15 protein-coding genes, 16 tRNA genes and 1 pseudogene are annotated in these 16,108 nt (G+C 30.4%); 31 read left to right on the forward strand and 1 reads right to left on the reverse strand.

Annotated features, from left to right (window positions below; genetic code table 11):
* The first annotated feature begins 10 nt into the window (after nucleotides 1–10).
* The 13 genes and pseudogenes from Q1A46_RS04485 to Q1A46_RS04545 all read left to right on the forward strand — a co-directional run bounded on the left by Q1A46_RS04485 (nucleotide 11) and on the right by Q1A46_RS04545 (nucleotide 9,617).
* Complete coding sequence (locus Q1A46_RS04485; RefSeq protein WP_299674509.1) at nucleotides 11–388, forward strand: hypothetical protein; 378 nt, start codon at nucleotides 11–13, stop codon at nucleotides 386–388.
* Nucleotides 385–1,122 (forward strand): hypothetical protein, encoded by a 738-nt coding sequence (locus Q1A46_RS04490; RefSeq protein WP_299674512.1) that lies wholly within the window; start codon nucleotides 385–387, stop codon nucleotides 1,120–1,122. The genes Q1A46_RS04485 and Q1A46_RS04490 overlap by 4 nt, the downstream gene beginning before the upstream one ends.
* 730 nt (nucleotides 1,123–1,852) lie before the next feature.
* Complete coding sequence (locus Q1A46_RS04495) at nucleotides 1,853–2,548, forward strand: hypothetical protein (RefSeq protein ID WP_299674516.1); 696 nt, start codon at nucleotides 1,853–1,855, stop codon at nucleotides 2,546–2,548.
* The gene (locus Q1A46_RS04500) at nucleotides 2,533–3,924 is read left to right on the forward strand and encodes an RtcB family protein (RefSeq protein WP_299674519.1); all 1,392 of its coding nucleotides are present in this window, start codon (nucleotides 2,533–2,535) and stop codon (nucleotides 3,922–3,924) included. Before Q1A46_RS04495 ends, Q1A46_RS04500 begins: the two co-directional genes overlap by 16 nt.
* 260 nt (nucleotides 3,925–4,184) lie before the next feature.
* Nucleotides 4,185–4,727, forward strand: a complete 543-nt coding sequence (locus Q1A46_RS04505) for a hypothetical protein (RefSeq protein ID WP_299674522.1) — start codon at nucleotides 4,185–4,187, stop codon at nucleotides 4,725–4,727.
* Between the two features lie 143 nt (nucleotides 4,728–4,870).
* Nucleotides 4,871–5,566, forward strand: a complete 696-nt coding sequence (gene prfH, locus Q1A46_RS04510) for a peptide chain release factor H (RefSeq protein WP_299674525.1) — start codon at nucleotides 4,871–4,873, stop codon at nucleotides 5,564–5,566.
* Nucleotides 5,567–5,602: 36 nt separating this feature from the next.
* Entirely contained in the window at nucleotides 5,603–6,154 is a 552-nt protein-coding gene (locus Q1A46_RS04515) for a lipopolysaccharide assembly protein LapB (protein ID WP_299674528.1), read from the forward strand.
* A gap of 27 nt (nucleotides 6,155–6,181) precedes the next feature.
* A complete protein-coding gene (locus tag Q1A46_RS04520) occupies nucleotides 6,182–6,493 on the forward strand; it encodes a hypothetical protein (RefSeq protein WP_299674531.1) in 312 nt (103 codons plus the stop codon).
* 183 nt (nucleotides 6,494–6,676) lie between these two features.
* A pseudogene (locus Q1A46_RS04525) lies at nucleotides 6,677–6,793 on the forward strand.
* A 72-nt stretch (nucleotides 6,794–6,865) separates the two neighbouring features.
* A tRNA-OTHER gene (locus Q1A46_RS04530) sits at nucleotides 6,866–6,986 on the forward strand.
* A 203-nt stretch (nucleotides 6,987–7,189) separates the two neighbouring features.
* Entirely contained in the window at nucleotides 7,190–8,524 is a 1,335-nt protein-coding gene (locus tag Q1A46_RS04535; RefSeq protein ID WP_299674534.1) for a hypothetical protein, read from the forward strand.
* A 48-nt stretch (nucleotides 8,525–8,572) separates the two neighbouring features.
* Nucleotides 8,573–9,085 (forward strand): hypothetical protein, encoded by a 513-nt coding sequence (locus Q1A46_RS04540; RefSeq protein WP_299674537.1) that lies wholly within the window; start codon nucleotides 8,573–8,575, stop codon nucleotides 9,083–9,085.
* Nucleotides 9,066–9,617: a 3'-5' exonuclease gene (locus Q1A46_RS04545; RefSeq protein WP_299674540.1), complete on the forward strand. Its 552-nt coding sequence runs from the start codon at nucleotides 9,066–9,068 to the stop codon at nucleotides 9,615–9,617. The genes Q1A46_RS04540 and Q1A46_RS04545 overlap by 20 nt, the downstream gene beginning before the upstream one ends.
* Nucleotides 9,618–9,670: 53 nt before the next feature.
* Here the strand turns inward: Q1A46_RS04545 and Q1A46_RS04550 are convergent, their stop codons facing one another.
* Nucleotides 9,671–10,243 (reverse strand): phosphatase PAP2 family protein, encoded by a 573-nt coding sequence (locus Q1A46_RS04550; RefSeq protein ID WP_299674543.1) that lies wholly within the window; start codon nucleotides 10,241–10,243, stop codon nucleotides 9,671–9,673.
* A gap of 647 nt (nucleotides 10,244–10,890) precedes the next feature.
* Here Q1A46_RS04550 and Q1A46_RS04555 point away from each other — a divergent pair.
* The 18 genes from Q1A46_RS04555 (at nucleotide 10,891) to Q1A46_RS04640 (ending at nucleotide 15,916) form a co-directional block, all read left to right on the forward strand.
* Nucleotides 10,891–11,103: a hypothetical protein gene (locus tag Q1A46_RS04555; protein ID WP_299674547.1), complete on the forward strand. Its 213-nt coding sequence runs from the start codon at nucleotides 10,891–10,893 to the stop codon at nucleotides 11,101–11,103.
* 73 nt (nucleotides 11,104–11,176) lie between these two features.
* Nucleotides 11,177–11,264, forward strand: a tRNA-Ser gene (locus Q1A46_RS04560).
* Nucleotides 11,265–11,271: 7 nt separating this feature from the next.
* Nucleotides 11,272–11,343 (forward strand) — tRNA-Glu (locus Q1A46_RS04565).
* Nucleotides 11,344–11,438: 95 nt separating this feature from the next.
* Nucleotides 11,439–11,511, forward strand: a tRNA-Asp gene (locus tag Q1A46_RS04570).
* A 6-nt stretch (nucleotides 11,512–11,517) separates the two neighbouring features.
* Nucleotides 11,518–11,590 (forward strand) — tRNA-Pro (locus Q1A46_RS04575).
* A gap of 8 nt (nucleotides 11,591–11,598) precedes the next feature.
* Nucleotides 11,599–11,672 (forward strand) — tRNA-Cys (locus Q1A46_RS04580).
* A 118-nt stretch (nucleotides 11,673–11,790) separates the two neighbouring features.
* Nucleotides 11,791–11,873 (forward strand) — tRNA-Tyr (locus tag Q1A46_RS04585).
* Nucleotides 11,874–11,951: 78 nt separating this feature from the next.
* A tRNA-Gly gene (locus Q1A46_RS04590) sits at nucleotides 11,952–12,023 on the forward strand.
* A 7-nt stretch (nucleotides 12,024–12,030) separates the two neighbouring features.
* Nucleotides 12,031–12,101: transfer RNA gene (locus tag Q1A46_RS04595), tRNA-Trp, on the forward strand.
* Nucleotides 12,102–12,108: 7 nt separating this feature from the next.
* Nucleotides 12,109–12,180 (forward strand) — tRNA-Arg (locus tag Q1A46_RS04600).
* A gap of 274 nt (nucleotides 12,181–12,454) precedes the next feature.
* Nucleotides 12,455–12,527, forward strand: a tRNA-Pro gene (locus Q1A46_RS04605).
* Nucleotides 12,528–12,615: 88 nt separating this feature from the next.
* Nucleotides 12,616–12,688 (forward strand) — tRNA-Asn (locus Q1A46_RS04610).
* A gap of 76 nt (nucleotides 12,689–12,764) precedes the next feature.
* A tRNA-Leu gene (locus Q1A46_RS04615) sits at nucleotides 12,765–12,838 on the forward strand.
* Between the two features lie 6 nt (nucleotides 12,839–12,844).
* Nucleotides 12,845–12,916, forward strand: a tRNA-Gln gene (locus tag Q1A46_RS04620).
* Between the two features lie 211 nt (nucleotides 12,917–13,127).
* Nucleotides 13,128–13,200 (forward strand) — tRNA-Phe (locus tag Q1A46_RS04625).
* 27 nt (nucleotides 13,201–13,227) lie between these two features.
* Nucleotides 13,228–13,713, forward strand: coding sequence for a ribonuclease H-like YkuK family protein (locus Q1A46_RS04630; protein ID WP_299674550.1), 486 nt, complete (start codon nucleotides 13,228–13,230; stop codon nucleotides 13,711–13,713).
* A 559-nt stretch (nucleotides 13,714–14,272) separates the two neighbouring features.
* Nucleotides 14,273–14,361 (forward strand) — tRNA-Phe (locus Q1A46_RS04635).
* A gap of 454 nt (nucleotides 14,362–14,815) precedes the next feature.
* The gene (locus Q1A46_RS04640; RefSeq protein WP_299674553.1) at nucleotides 14,816–15,916 is read left to right on the forward strand and encodes a slipin family protein; all 1,101 of its coding nucleotides are present in this window, start codon (nucleotides 14,816–14,818) and stop codon (nucleotides 15,914–15,916) included.
* Nucleotides 15,917–16,108 lie beyond the last annotated feature (192 nt).

The following is a 16,108-nucleotide window of genomic DNA, read 5'->3' on the forward strand; positions in this document are numbered from 1 at the left end:
CAAAAACCGTATGGGATTTCCTCGATTAAATCATAATCCTATTCGATATCATGGTGATACTTTAAAATGTAGTATTTGTAGTAAACAAATGAGCTATGAAGAAACAAATCAGATGTGGATAACTACCAGAGTAGGAACAGATATCATTCCAATGTTAGCTAACTTATGTTCAAAAGAATGTGAAGAACAACTTCCAAAACCAACAAAATATTATGTGCAATTTCCACACAAAGGAGGAGCAGATTTAGTACAACCAGATATGAGCGAATTTGAATATATTGAAGCTGTATATGAAACGGTTACTATGGAAAAAGTCCAAATAAAGAATGAGGAGTCAAAAGACAATAGATCTAAATTTTTAAAATTTTTAAGTAAACTATTTTCGTGAGAGTATTAGTCCGTTTGTTATACGATTTTAAAGATGAAACTATTGATGTTTCATGTAAAGAAGATATTATTTCTAGTATTGAAAAAGTAAAACACGTAAGAGTATTTCATGTTTTTGTATATATTTTAAGTTATGTAGATCAACGTAAATCTATTGTTTTAAAAAAGAAAAATGATAAAGTTCTTGTAGAGTATTTAGATAATAATAAAGTTACTTTTTCTGAATTCGAAATTTCAAGTATAGAATCTTTTTATGGTTATTTAGATAATTTTCTGGAGAAAAATTTAAATGATACAGATGAGTTTTTTGAAAATAATAAAGCAAAAAAAGAAACTTTAAGTAAAGAAAATTATCAAAAATGGAAATTAAAGTATAATCTAGAACAAAAAAATGAACGAAAGAAAAAGTGGAAAAATGCCTTAATAGTAATTGCTCTATCACCTTTATTTATTTACATAATAAACCTTATTTATACTGGAGAGTATAAGTTTATTGGGCAAAAAACTCAAATTGTAAAAGCACATATTTACAAAATAAATTGGGCCCATGCCGGACCTGGGAGATATTATCAACGACTATATTATAAATATAGTTGCAATAACAAGTCTTATAATGATATAACAACTATTAATAAGTTTGTAGGTGAACGAAAAGTAGGAGATTCGATAGTGCTAAAAATTTCAGAATCTAATCCAATGCGTTATGTAATCAAGGATTATATTACTACTAAATAAGTGTAAAATTTTAATTTAAAATCAATCTAAGCCTGTAAATCAAATAAAATTGTCATATTTGCTGACATAATTATTAACGCAAAAACAAAAATATAACCTATGCTAATGCAATTTAATCACATATCGGACGCTCAAAAGCGGTTTTTATGGAGTTACAAATAGGTTATTGTAGTATAAAATCACTCAAAAGCGTCCAAGTTGTAAAATTTGGACGCTTTTTTTATGAAAAAAATGTAGCCCTTTGAAAAAAGAGTCAATAGTACTACATAACTCAATTACAATAGATTAATTATCTGAAGAAATTCGGACAGGATTTTTATTTTCTTTAATTGATTTAAGTATTTGATTTACAGTAAAATAAATTCATTTTTTTCTTGCGTAATAAAAAAAAGCCTCACATCTTTGCATCGCAATTAAAGCAAAAACAAAATATCGTTTTAATAACTTTATTATAATAGTTAGGGGAGTCTAACTAATATAAAATAAAAAAAGGAGTTAAAACTTAACACATAAAAAACGAAGTAAAATGTTCAATTTAAGAAAAGACATCGGTGTAACAAGAGAACTAGGTTCTTATGCACAACAGCTTCGTGACTTCATTCATAAATAGTATACAATATGTTTAAAGTCCGAAGCCCAAAACAAAGTTTCGGATTTTTAATACTACACAATTCCGTTTAGTTTATTACCATTTCCGAAACAAACAAAGCAACGTTTAATAGGAAAATAATTGAAACCAGAACATAAAAAGTCGAAAAGACTTAAAGAGGTTCGTGGTATCTGGAAAAGACAACGTCAAATTTGGAAACAAAAACAAAGTTTAGGTTATATAAAACTTGAAAAACCAATTCGACATGGTTGGTTTAAAGAGATCGTTATAACTCAAAATGTAGATCGATATAAAAACAAGAAAGAGATTCTTGAATTATACGATGTAATAGAGAAGAAATTTTGGGGTAGAACCAAAGAAGAAGCAGATCAACAATGGTTTGATCAAATTTCAAAATATCTGATCTATAAAAATTTTCCAACCATCAGTAAACGTCAATTCAACAGATTAAGTTATAAAGCACAAAAGATGTGCACTGTGTATTCGTACAGAACAGAAGATAAAAAGCTTAGAAAAAGATTTTATGTACGAATTCCTAAAAGCGCCTATCGTATAAAATACACGAGAGCTTATATAACGCATTCTAAAAAAATTGATCCAGAGTTAGAAAGTGAAGATACTTTACTTGATAACAAGTTGTTAAGAAACGGATACTACAAAGCAAACGCAAAATTTTGTGGTTGGAATCGAAAAGATTATTGGACAACCCAAGATTTTACAAAGGATAAACTTAAAGCTAAAAAACAATTAAAAGCTTTACAAAACTATCCAATAGCAGCAATTTTAAATGGGAAAGTAACATGGGAAAGAGATTAAAAGGAAAAGACCTAATCAATTTAGGATTTCCACAAAATAATAGTATAAACATCGCCTTAGGGCAAATTAACCGATACAGAAAAAAGGAAAAGAAAGAGCGCATTTTAGAAGAAGCAAAAGACGTATTGCTTCATCCAGAAAAATATCAGGGAAATGCGATTTGGGGGAAAGTTGCAGAAGGTTTAACAAAACCAGTAGAAGTTAGAATGCATCAATTACGAAATACAAGAGCTCCATTTTCAATTTATGGAGAAAACGAAATTGATGATCAAGCAAAGTATCAATTATACGATGCTTTAAAATTACCAATAGCAGTGCAAGGAGCATTAATGCCAGATGCACATTCGGGGTACGGTTTGCCCATTGGCGGAGTTTTAGCTACAGAGAATGCAGTAATTCCATATGGTGTGGGATTAGACATCGGTTGTAGAATGGCTTTAAGTATTTATCCAATGAAAGCTTCTTACATCAAAGGAAAGCAACATCAAATGGAGAATATTTTAAAAGAGCATACAAAGTTTGGAATGTATGAAACTCATGATAAAAAAAAAGATCATGAAATATTTGAACGTAGTGAGTTTCGAGATATTCCATTAGTAAGGCGCTTAAAAACAAAGGCATTTAGACAATTAGGAACTTCAGGAAGTGGAAATCACTTTGTAGAGTTCGGAATTGTAACGATAACTGATGAAAAGAACGAGTTTAATTTACCAGTTGGTGAATATGTGGGATTATTATCTCACAGTGGATCAAGAGCTTTAGGGGCTAATATAGCAAAACATTATACCTATTTAGCGAGTAAGCAATGTCCGTTACCAAAGAATGTACAGCATTTAGCTTGGTTAGATTTAAATACACATGACGGACAAGAATATTGGTTAGCTATGAATTTAGCAGGTGATTATGCAAAAGCTTGTCATGATAATATTCACAAACGTGTAGCAAAACTGTTAGGAGTAAAGCCACTAGCAATGGTTGAAAATCATCACAATTTTGCTTGGAAAGAACAAGTAAACGGAGTAGAACGAATTGTACATAGAAAAGGAGCAACTCCAGCGAGCAAAGGAGAATTAGGAGTAATTCCAGGATCTATGACAACACCAGGATACATTGTTCGAGGTTTGGGTAATGAAGAAAGTTTACAGTCTGCATCACATGGAGCAGGAAGAAAGCATTCTAGAAGAAAATGTAAAGAGAAGTTTACCAAAAGTGACATTAAGCATCAACTGAATATGAATCAAGTGAGTTTAATTGGAGGTGGAATTGATGAAGCGCCAATGGCATATAAAAACATAAAAAAAGTCATGGCAAATCAACAAGAACTGGTAGAAGTCGTCGGAACTTTTACCCCGAAAATTGTAAGAATGGATAAGTAGTTCAGTGAAAAATGATCATTTTTTAATGATGAATTACGAATTGTCACTTCGAGTGAAATTATTTGAAATGGTATGGAGAATAATTTTATATCGAGAAGTAATCGAATTGTTCTCGATACAATTTTACTTCATTTTCATTCATAAAATAACTCGAACTGACATTAGTATAACTAAGAATGTTTAATAAAATATTTCAAAAAAACAAACAGCTAAAAACAAAGAGCCAATGGCGAATAGCTAATAGTATAAAAAATAAAACTATGGGAGCACAACATAACACAAAAAGATACGGAGAATTATGGCCTGATTACCGTATAGAATTAGGCTTAAAAATATTAGAAAAATTAAAACAATGGATTGTTATTTCTGGAGGTTGGGCCTGGCATTTTATGTCAGAAATGAATCATAAGGAATACAAACATGCACATGATCATAAGGATATAGACATTTTTGTGAATCCTAAAAATGTAGGAATTGTAATGCAAATTTTATTGGATGAAGGATTTGAAAAAGTTTGGACTCGTTACGATCATATGCCTAGCCAAGAGAATTTTAGAAGATACGAAAAAATAGAATGGTTACCAACAGGAAGAGAAGTTAGAATTACAATCGATTTCTTCGAATCTAAAACCATAGCAACAACAGAAGTTAATGGTTGGCATGTAGTTCAGCCAGAAACGTTATTAAGTTTTTATTCAAACATTCATTCAAGTGATAAATGTTGGGCAGTAAAAACCGCAGTAAAATTAGTATCAGAAGGAAAAAATCCAATTGGCAATCCATTGTTATCAAAAATGCCTTAAAGGCACTTTATCACTTCGAGTGAAAGTATTCAAAATGAAATAAAGAATGCTTTTGTATCGAGAAGAGTTTGGTAGGTTCTCGATAAAATTTGAACCTCATTTCATTCGATTAAAATCACTCGAACTGACAATAATAAAATAACATGGAAACAAAAACAATTCAATTTACCGCAGGTCGTGGACCTGCAGAATGTACTTTGGTAGTTGCTAAAATATTAAAAACGTTCCTGAAAAAATTAGAAGAAAATAAGTATGATTATACGATTCTTCAAAAAGAAAATGGGAATGAAAATGGAACTGTTCAATCGGTTACAATCCAAATTGTAGGTAAAAGCTTGACTTCATTTTTAAAAGAATGGTTAGGCACTATTCAATGGGTTGGTACATCAACATTCAGAAAACATCACAAACGTAAAAACTGGTTTATCGGTTGTTTTGAATTAAAAATTAATAACAAAATTACTGTAGATGAAAAGCAAATAGCATTTCAAGCCATAAGAAGTTCTGGTCCTGGAGGACAACATGTAAATAAAGTAAGTTCTGCGATTAGAGCAAAACATATTCCAACAGGAATTCAAGTATTGGTATCAGAAAGTAGATCACAGCATCAAAATAAAAAGATAGCAATACAACGATTAAAAGAACGAGTGGTAGCAAGTAATATTGAACAATTACAGCAATCGGTACAACAAGAATGGGAAAATCATTTGAATATAGAAAGAGGAAATCCTGTACAGATTTTTAATGGAACAGATTTTAAAATTCAAAAACAGAAAAAGAAAAACTATAAATTAAAACGTAATCAATTAAAAAATGATTTGCGTAGAGAATTGAATTAAACATAATGAATGTTCTCGAAATAATATTGAAACAAAATGAAAACACTAACGAATAATTACATATTTAAAGCATTAGATGCATATCCATATGATTTAGAAGAAGCTATGGAAGCTTTAACTTATGCTTTAGCCTATGATGAAAAAAACACTATGGTGTTAGGCTTGCTTGGACGCATTTATGCTGAGAGTTTATATGATTATGAAAAGGCGAAAAGTTATTTTGCTGAAGCTTTAGCTGAGGATATTAATGCATTTCATATTTACCCGCATTATGTTAATGTTCTATTATGGAATGAAGATTTAGATGAAGCTGAAAAATTAATAGATTTTGCTTTAAAAATTAAAGGTTCAGACAAAGCGGTTTTATATGTAAGTAAAGCAAGACTTTATGAACAAAAAAGATCTTATCAAAAGGCATTAGGTTTCTTAAAAGAGGCAAAAATTCATACGTATAATGATAGTTTTATGTATACAATTGATCAGCATAAAGATAGGATTAAAGACAAAGTTCCACGGAAAAAGAAAAAGACTAAAAAGAAAGAAAAGAAAAAAGAAGCTAAAGCAAAGAAAAACAAGAAAAAGAAATAATTGAGTTTAATCATTAAAAATAAAAAAATGAGAAGAGAAGTTTTAAAAAGGTTTTTACAAGGCACAGATAATTCAGGAAGATTTATTGTTCAGTCTAAAGTAACAGGAATCACATATTATGTAGAGCCTATAGATCAAGGAAAACCTGATAAATTATGGGGAGATATAGATCCGGCTACTAAAAAACTCACTGGCGATTATGGAAATGTTAGGAGAGGAGCTGTAAAACCTTCTGAATCCTTAATTACTGAGGCGAATGGCTTTGTAAATATTGATACATTTAAAGGAAGTCCGCTTGCTGAAATCGATCGTAGAGATAAAATTTATGAAAATAAATAACATTATTTTTTATTACGCAAAAACAATGCGCAATACACTTCAATATTTGCAGTGTAATTATGAAAAAGAAATAGAAAATCTATGAAATTGAAAAGAAGAGGGGGAAGATTGAAAAAGAAAAAAGCCTCATCATAACGAGGAGTATGATGAGGCAAAATTAAAAGTTCATTAACATCATAATATAGTTCGGTAGCTCAGCGGTAGAGCAACAGAAAAATACTATTCGCTATGAAAAAGCAACAATAGTTCCTATGAAAAGATCCAAAATGTGTGTCGCAGGTTCGATTCCTGCCCGAACTACAAATACTGACTAAGAAAGTTCCTATTTAACATTAGCTGTCACCTAAATATTACTTTCCGTTAGTATTACCAGACTCAGTAGCTCAATTGGATAGAGCACTAGATTTGTTATACTGTTCGCTATTAAAAAAGCATAAATAGTTCCTAGAAACTTTGGTTCTAGAGGTTACAGGTTCGAGTCCTGTCTGAGTCACAAATCGACAAAAGAAGTTCCTATAAATTATCCTTAAAAGAAAAATACTTCTCGTTGATTATTAAAGACAAAAAGAGTTCCTATTCATGGTTCGATTCCATACACGATTGGTTTTTTACTCTTCGTCTTTTTTAAAATAAAATAGGTAAAAGGTGTTCCTATATATTCCATTAAATACACCTCACTTATAAATGATATGAAAAATGAAAACATTAAAATTGTTTAATGCTGTAATAGCAAAAGAATTAGAAACTAATAAAACTCCTTACATATCTAATAAAGGATTTATTATTGAAAAAAATGCACTTTGGGCAAAAAATAAAATTGAAGGATTTTATGCTCGTGAACGATTAAATGGTAATGATTTAAATAAAACATTCCACAAATCTTGGGATAAAATTAAGTCGAGTACACGATTTGAATTATTTGTTGAGCAAATACAACATTATATTTCTACCTATGGAAGTAATTTTTCTAGTGAGATTTATATTCCTTCAGAAGTTTTAGATGTTCCAGATTTAAAATTAATTTATAAAGTAATTAAGGCATATACAGTTGAAGAAATGACAGAAAAATGTTTGTCGTTATTACAATCGGGTATTGCTTTAAAAGAAGAAACTATAGATGATATTTTATCAATTTTAGCTGAAGAATTAAATTATAATTTTACAGGTAAAGATCAAATTAAAAATAAAGAAGCAATTGTAAAAATTGCAGACTTATATCAAGTTTACCCAGATAATGTTGTCGAGTTTTTTAGATATATTATTTATAGAACTACTAATACAACTTTACTAATTAAAAATGATGAATTAATCGAAGCTATTAAAAACAGTACTTACGATCCTACAATGGCGTTTAATAGATTTGGATTGGAAAGATTAGCTGAAATTTTCAATAGATTTAAACCTTTGTTTTTAGCTTTTAAAAATAGAGCACCAAAAACAATTAATAAGATTAGTAAATTATCTAAACAATATCACAAACCATTAGTATCAAATCCATTAAACGAAGTAACACATTCTTTGTTAGCAGATAAAGATATTCACTGGTTAAACAGTGCAACTCCATTTGCTTTATTTAAAGCTTTAAATGCTTGTTATATCAGAAAAAATGGACAAAACACTTTTTTGTATCGTGTTAGAAATGGAAAATCTTGGGTAAAATCTGGTGCTCCAACTCATGTTATGGAAAATGACTACGGAGCTTTATTAACTTCTCTAAAATATAAGTTTGGTTTTACGAAAAAACAAAAGGAAATTACTTCAATTTCTGAAGTTTATTCAGGAGATACAACTTATATAAGTAGTAAAAATTATGATTTCTTATTAAATTACTTAAAGAGTAGATTTAATTTATCTGATCAAAAAGTTTATGTCCCAAATGAGGTTTCTTATGCTTTACCAACTTCAGAAAAAATGTATGTAGGTAATATTCCAACAGGAACAAAATTTTATGGAGAAAAGTTAGCTATTGGTGTGTATTGGGAAAATCAATGGGGAGCTCATGATTTAGATTTATCTGGTATTAACATTTGAGGTAAAGTAGGGTGGAATGCTAGTTATAAACAAGGTGAAGGAAGTTTAATGTATTCAGGAGATATAACGGATGCACCAAATGGTGCAGTTGAATATTTGTATGCTAATAAAGGATTAAATGCACCAACTTTAGTGAACAATAATGTATACTCTGGTCGACAAGATTGTATTTATAAAATAGTTATAGGTAAAGGAGATGACGTAAAGTATGATTATATGATGAATCCAAATAAAGTTTTTGCTGATATAAAATGTAGTTCTGTGCAAAAACAAACTATTTTAGGTATGATTTTACCTGAAGAAAATAGACAATCTTTTGTTTTATTAAACTTTGGAGCTGGTCATGCAAGAGTTTCTGGTAATTCTGAGATTTCTGATTTGGCTACTAAAGCTTTATACCAACAATGGAACAATCCACTAACTTTTGAAACTATTGTTGATTTATTAGGTGGAGCAGTAGTTACAGATAAGGAAGAAGCAACTTACGATTTTTCTTTAGATGTACTAGAAAAAGATAGTTTTATCAAAATATTTAATGAAAATGAAATTAAAAAGAAATAAAATAATAGTAATAGATATAGAAGCTACTTGTTGGAATGGTAAAATACCACCAGGGAAAACAAGTGAAATTATTGAATTCGGTATTTGTGAATTAGATACTGAAACAGGTGAAATATCTAGAAATAAAGGAATTTTAGTAAAGCCAGAACGATCTGAAGTTAGTCCGTTTTGCACGGAATTAACTACAATTACTCAAGGTTTATTGGATAAAGAAGGTATTTCATTTGAAGAAGCTTGCCAAGAAATTAGAGAGAAATATAATTCTAAAGAATATGTTTGGGCAAGTTATGGAGCATATGATTTAAAAATGATTCAAAGTCAGTGTGAAAAACGAGGTGTTGAATATCCTTTATCACAAGAACATATTAACGTAAAAGTACTTTTTTCAGAAGTGAAAGATTTAAGACGAAAAGTTGGTATGAAAGGAGCTTTACATATTTTGGATATTCCTTTGGAAGGAACGCATCATAGAGGTGTAGATGATGCAAAGAACATTGCAAAAATTTTGCATTGGTGTTTAAGAAACAAATAGTTTCAATTAGTTTAAAATCTTTAAGTATTTATTTACTTAAAGATTTTTTTTGTTTAAAAAGTATACCTAAATCCAAACGTTGGAGTATCATCTAACATACCAGATGTTATTTGTATTTGTGCATTTTTATCATACGGTTTAGTAAATAAATAACTAAAACCATAACCAATTGCAGCTCCAGCCAAAACATCCCAGCCATCATGTTTTTTAGCTTCAATTCTAGAAAAGCCTACATAACTAGCAAAAATATATGCAGGAATACCATATTTCCAACCATATCTTTTTTGAATAAAAGTAGCACTAGCAAATGATATAGATGTATGCCCTGAAGGAAAACTATTTAAGCTTTCTCCGTTAGGACGTTCTTTATCTATGATTAGTTTTAATAATGAAGTAACTGCTACAGTACTTACGAATGATTTTGTAAACTGTAAAGTTCCTTTTTGTTCATCTTGCCAAATAAATGTAGAAGTTAAAGCAATTGCAGGTAATAACCCAACCAGAACGTCTCCACTAGTTTTATGAAATTGTTGAGAAGAATTTAATGGAGCTTGTGATTGAATAGTACTATTTCCAGATAGAAATACTAAAATTAGACTCAATTTAAAGAATACTTTTCTAGTCATACAGGGTTTTCGGGGTTTTATTAAGTAAAAATAAGCACCTTAAAATACAATTTTAAATATTAAAAGATATGTTTATTTGATTAATAACTTAAAAAACAGCTTTGTATTATATCTTTTTAAAGTAAAATATGAGGTGAAATCAATAAAAAAATGATGAAATCTTTAGTCATTTTCAAAAAATGAACTAATATTGCACTACAAATGAAAACAATAAGTATACATATCATGAATCAATTATTAGGACTTTGTTCTTATGATTTTCGTCCAGAAGCAGGCGAAAAAGGATGCTATGTATATAAATTTCAAGAGTCAATTTGAATGAAATAGATTAAAATAAATACAAATACTAGCGTCCAATGAAAATTGGGCGCTTTTTTTATGAAAAAAATTAAAAGAAAATGTTTAAATAAATAAGATTAAAATAAAAGTATAAAAAACTGAAAACAATTGAGAGACAGACTTTTGTAAACAAGTAAAGTATCCGTTGAAAAACGGACAGGATTTTTATTGTCTAGGGTTAGGGTTAAGTAATTGATAATCAATAAAATAAATTCAATTTTTTCTTGTGTGGTTAAAAAAAGTGTTCCATATTTGCAGTGTCAAAAACAACAAGACAAAACAAAATATAAAAAGAATAAATAATAAAAATGTATCAAACTGAACAACATATAATTTCAATAAAGAACAACTATACATTAGTTCAGTATAATACAATTAATAGAAATAACATGAAACAATATCCACAACATAACACAGCCAATCATTTAGGATTCCGTTTACCGGAATGTAGCTCACTGTTTAGTGGATCGGATTTAGATTTTAGTTATAAAAAGGAGATAGATTATGAAAGTATATTGTGATATACATTCATTTAAAAAGATTAAAAGCATCTCCTTATCAAAGTGAGATGCTTTTTTTATGCTATGAAAATTTGGAAGAGCAAGCCAATTTGGTGGTGGCCACGGTCTTGAAAACCGTTCGGAGTTAACGACTCGTGTGGGTTCGAATCCCACCTCTTCCGCAAAAAAACTCTGTTCGTATAACGGCAAGTACGCCTGACTTTCTATCAGGAAATAAGGGTTCGATTCCCTTACAGAGTACAAAAGGAGAATAGGTAAATATTGGTTTGTTACGCTTAACTGCTAATTAAGTCCATGATAATGGTGAAGGTTCGATTCCTTTGTTCTCCGCAAAAAGTGTTGTGGCGCAATGGCTAGCGCATCCGACTGTCTCTCGGAAAGTTGCGGGTTCGAATCCCGTCAGCACTGCTAAAACTAGAGATATAACAATTGGCAGTTTACCCGCTTTGGATGCGGGAGGTTGTAGGTTCGAGTCCTGCTCTCTAGACTAAATATGACAAGGTGGCTGAATGGTTTAAGGCGACAGACTGCAACTCTGTTTTTTGTGAGTTCGAATCTCATCCTTGTCTCGATGATTGAAATAACTTCAAACTGGTTTGAAAGTTATGAAGATCCAAAGCAAGACTAAATGAGATAGCAAAGCAATCTCATCCTTGTCTCGATTGAAGATCATTGAAATATTGAAAAGGAAGTATTGAGCAATTGGTTGGCTCGCCAGACTGTAAATCTGGTCTCTTCGGAGCTTGTAGGTTCGAGTCCTACTACTTCCACAAATCAGTGAACAATAGTCAATAAGCATTTAATAATAAAAAATGATAATTGATAACTGTCTACTGATAATTGAAAATGCATCTGTAGTGTAATTGGTAACATAGTAGACTTCCAATCTTCAGTTTTGAGTTCGAGTCTCGACAGATGCTCAAAAATACGTTTATAGTGTAATGGTAGCATCTGAGTCTCCAAAACTCAGGGTTAAGGTTCGAATCCTTATGAACGTGCGAACAAGCATCTATGGTGTAAAGGATAGCACAAGAGATTACGAATCTCTAAGTCTAAGTTCGAGTCTTAGTAGATGTACAATTTGTTCCACTGGCCAAAATGGTAAAGATTAATGAGCAAAACGTGTTTTGAGAAATTAAGAACGTAGTTCACGTTTAAGCCGTGTGAATTCTTGGTTCGAATCCAAGGTGGAGTACAATGTTCAGTGAACAGCGAACAATGATTAATAAAGAAATTGATCATTGTTAATTGATAATTAATCACTGAAAAAAAGGTTCATTGTGGTTAATGGCTAACCTTCCCGACTGTCTCTCGGGAGATACGAGTTCGATTCTCGTATGAACCGCTAAAACTAGAGGTATAACAATTGGTAGTTTACCTGCTTTGGATGCAGGAGGTTGTAGGTTCGAATCCTGCTCTCTAGACTAAACCTAGAAAGAAGGTGTGTGTATGGTGACTTAGCGTTAAAGAAATTAATTGGCTGTTAAAGATTAACATTAAAGTCACCAAAATTGAGGTATAACTCAGCTGGTAGAGTATCGTGCTGTTAACACGGAAGTCTTGGGTTCGAATCCCAATGCCTCAGCAAAACAATAATAAGTAAACAGTAATCAATAAGAAAAAAAATGATAATTGTTTACAGATAACTAATCATTGAAAAAGCAGGAATGGCGGAACTGGTATACGCGTCAGATTTAGAATCTGAATTTTGAGAGTTCGAATCTCTTTTCCTGTACAAATTAAACCTGTGATGTAATGGTTAGCATACAAGACTTTGACTCTTGTTGTATAGGTTCAAATCCTGTCAGGTTTACAAATGGTGGTTTTAGTTTATGTGGTAAAATATCTCACTGTGAATGAGAAGAACAGGGTTCGAAATGTTCAACATTCACGAATACATATATAAAAATAAAAAAGATAATGAGCTAATCCCGAGATCACCCCAAAATTCAATGAACAATTAATAGTTATCAGTGATCAATAAGTAAAATGATAATTGCTACTGATAACAGATAATTGAAAAAGGAACAATAGCAAAGTTGGTCAATGCGTCGGACTGAAAATCCGAAGATACAGGTTCGAATCCTGTTTGTTCCACTAAATAAAATGCAAAATGAATGAAAAATGAAAACTGTAAAACAAAAATGGAGAAATTTCAGTGGTAAAGAGTTTGATGAGTCTATCACTACAATTATTGAAAAAGCTATTGTAAGAGAACAAAAAGAAGGTTACAATTTAAAAATTTGTGTAGGATCAGATTCACAAGCATACAAGTCACATATTGAATATGCTACTGCTATTGTAGTGTTAAGAGAAGGAAAAGGTGGATTTATGTTTATGAGAAACCTAAAAGGAACTAAACAGATTAGTATTAAAGAAAGAATGCTTAAAGAAGTTACGATGTCTGTTGAAACAGCCTATGCAATTTGTAATATTTTAGATAAATACAATGTTGCTTTAGAGGTTCATGCGGATATTAATACGGATCCTAAATTTCAATCTAATGTTGCATTAAAAGATGCTATGGGATATATTTTAGGTATGGGGTTTGAATTTAAAGCAAAACCTTACGCATTTGCAAGTTCATCTTGTGCAGATAAAGTTGTGTAAAATATAGTTCATTTCATATTTAAAAATTTTTATGAATTATAAGTTGCTGAAATAAATTAGGCAGATTAGAGTTGAAAAAGTCAAAAAAAAAGACAATTAATTTAATTGCGCAAAAACAATGCGCAATATGCTGTAATATTTGCAGTGTAATTATGAAAAAGAAACCGGTAAGAGGGGGGAAATATTGAAAAGGAAAAGTAAAGCCTCACTATAACAAGGAGTATGGTGAGGCCTAATTGAAAAGAAAGTTCATTGAAAATAAATATTAATAATTGTAGTTTCCTTTGAGAGCTTCAGGGAACAAATTATAATAATATAAAAATATCAAGCGAGTCTTGTTGGGTGTTTCAGTATAGCACTATTGTATACATTCTTGCAGTTTTGTATGAGTAATGTATGTGCAACTTGACTTGAAGGTTTTGATTATTAGCCAAAAAATAATCTCATTCTATAGGTCGCGGGTTCGATTCCCGCCATAAACTTAGGGTTTATGTAGTTTAGTTAGGTTAGAACGATAGAGTTAATTAGTGTGGGTTCGAATCCCACTATTTCCACAAAAGGGAATATGGCGAAATAGGTAGACGCGCTAGACTGAAAATCTAGTTAAAATGGAAAGCCAGGAGGCAAGTCGGTTCGAGTCCGACATCAAACTCGAGATTACGACTCTCGCTGTTTTTTTGCACAGGTTCGAATCCTGTTAGAACTCACGCAGTTCTATAGCTCAGTTGGCTAGAGCACTACACTGTTAATGTAGGTTAAAGCTCATCATCTTTTAAAACTGATGAAAAACTGAAGTATTGGTAATGAGTTGTTCAGTCAACACTCATGAGATATACTTGTTATCTGTTTTGAATTTAAACGGAAGTATAAACTTTTTTAAAGTCAGTTGATTATTAATGAGATAATTGATCCACTTTAAAAAACGATATACAGATATTTAAATAGATTCAAATAGCCGTGTATTAAAGAGCATTAGCAATACTTCTTTTATAAAAGTTAAGCATAATCATTCCGAAGGAAAATGATAAAAGAAATCTTTAAATAGCATAATAGATTATTTCATTTTGTTCGTAATGACTCATAATTAAATAAAAAAAGGAAAATGAAAAGAGTAAGAATTCACTTAGGAAAAGTTGGCTTAGTTTTCAAAAATGGAAACTACCAAAAAGTAATTACCGAAGGAATACACTGGTTAGGATTTAATCAAAATGTAATGATTTACGATTTATCGCATCAATTTCGTACTACTGTAGCTACAGAAATCTTACTGAAAGATGAAGCTTTAGTAGATTTACTAGATGTAGTTGAAGTTAAAGATAATGAGTTAGTATTAGTGTATGAAAATGAAAACTTTAAATCTGTACTTTCTGCAGGTAGATATTTATATTGGAAAGGTTTTATTAACAGAAAATTTCAGAAAGTAGACACAAGTAAAATTTATATTACAGAACACATAGACAAATCATTATTTTCAAATTATGAACTAGCAAAGTATATAAGAGCTTTTGAAGTTTTTTCTTATGAAAAAGCTGTTTTACTTGTAGATGATGTGTACACAAAAACACTAACAGGTGGAACTTATAGATTCTGGAGAAATAATACTTCAGTAAAGATAAGCAAAGTAGATATGCGTCAGTTACAACTTGAAATTGCTGGTCAGGAATTATTAACTAAAGATAAAGCAAATATTAGAATCAACTTTTACACGAATTATAGAGTTACTGATATTGAAAAAGCTTTATTGGAAAATAAAGACTATGAAAAGCAATTGTATGTTGCAATGCAATTAACATTAAGAAAATATGTTGGACAATATTCTTTAGATGAATTATTAGAAAACAAAGAAGACGTTTCTAAAGTTGTTTTAGAAGCTTCTGTTGAAGTAGCTAAAAAGCTTGGTGTGAAAATCTTAGACTGTGGAATTAGAGATATTATTTTACCTGGTGATATGAAAGAAATTATGAATCAGGTTTTAGTTGCACAAAAGAAAGCACAAGCTAATATCATTACTCGTAGAGAAGAAACAGCTTCTACAAGAAGTTTACTGAATACAGCTAAATTAATGGAAGAAAATGAAATGCTGTATAAATTGAAAGAAATGGAATATGTAGAAAAAATTGCTGATAAAATTGGTGAGATTTCTGTTTCTGGAAATGGAAATATGGTGAAACAGTTAAAAGAAATATTTGCTGTAAATAAATAAGAGAAACCGTTCTGAAAAGAACGGTTTTTTTATGTTTTTAATTTTAAGTGTTAAAAGAATATTATTATAGTTTTTTCTTATTTAAAATTCTATTTTTGTTATAGTTGCTTGGGCTTATATTTAAAAATTGCAAAATTCATATACCTTAAAACTTCTTTATTAGTGCTAAGTACTAATTTTAGATTAAAAATT

Source organism: uncultured Tenacibaculum sp. (assembly GCF_947502995.1).
Taxonomy (GTDB): domain Bacteria; phylum Bacteroidota; class Bacteroidia; order Flavobacteriales; family Flavobacteriaceae; genus Polaribacter.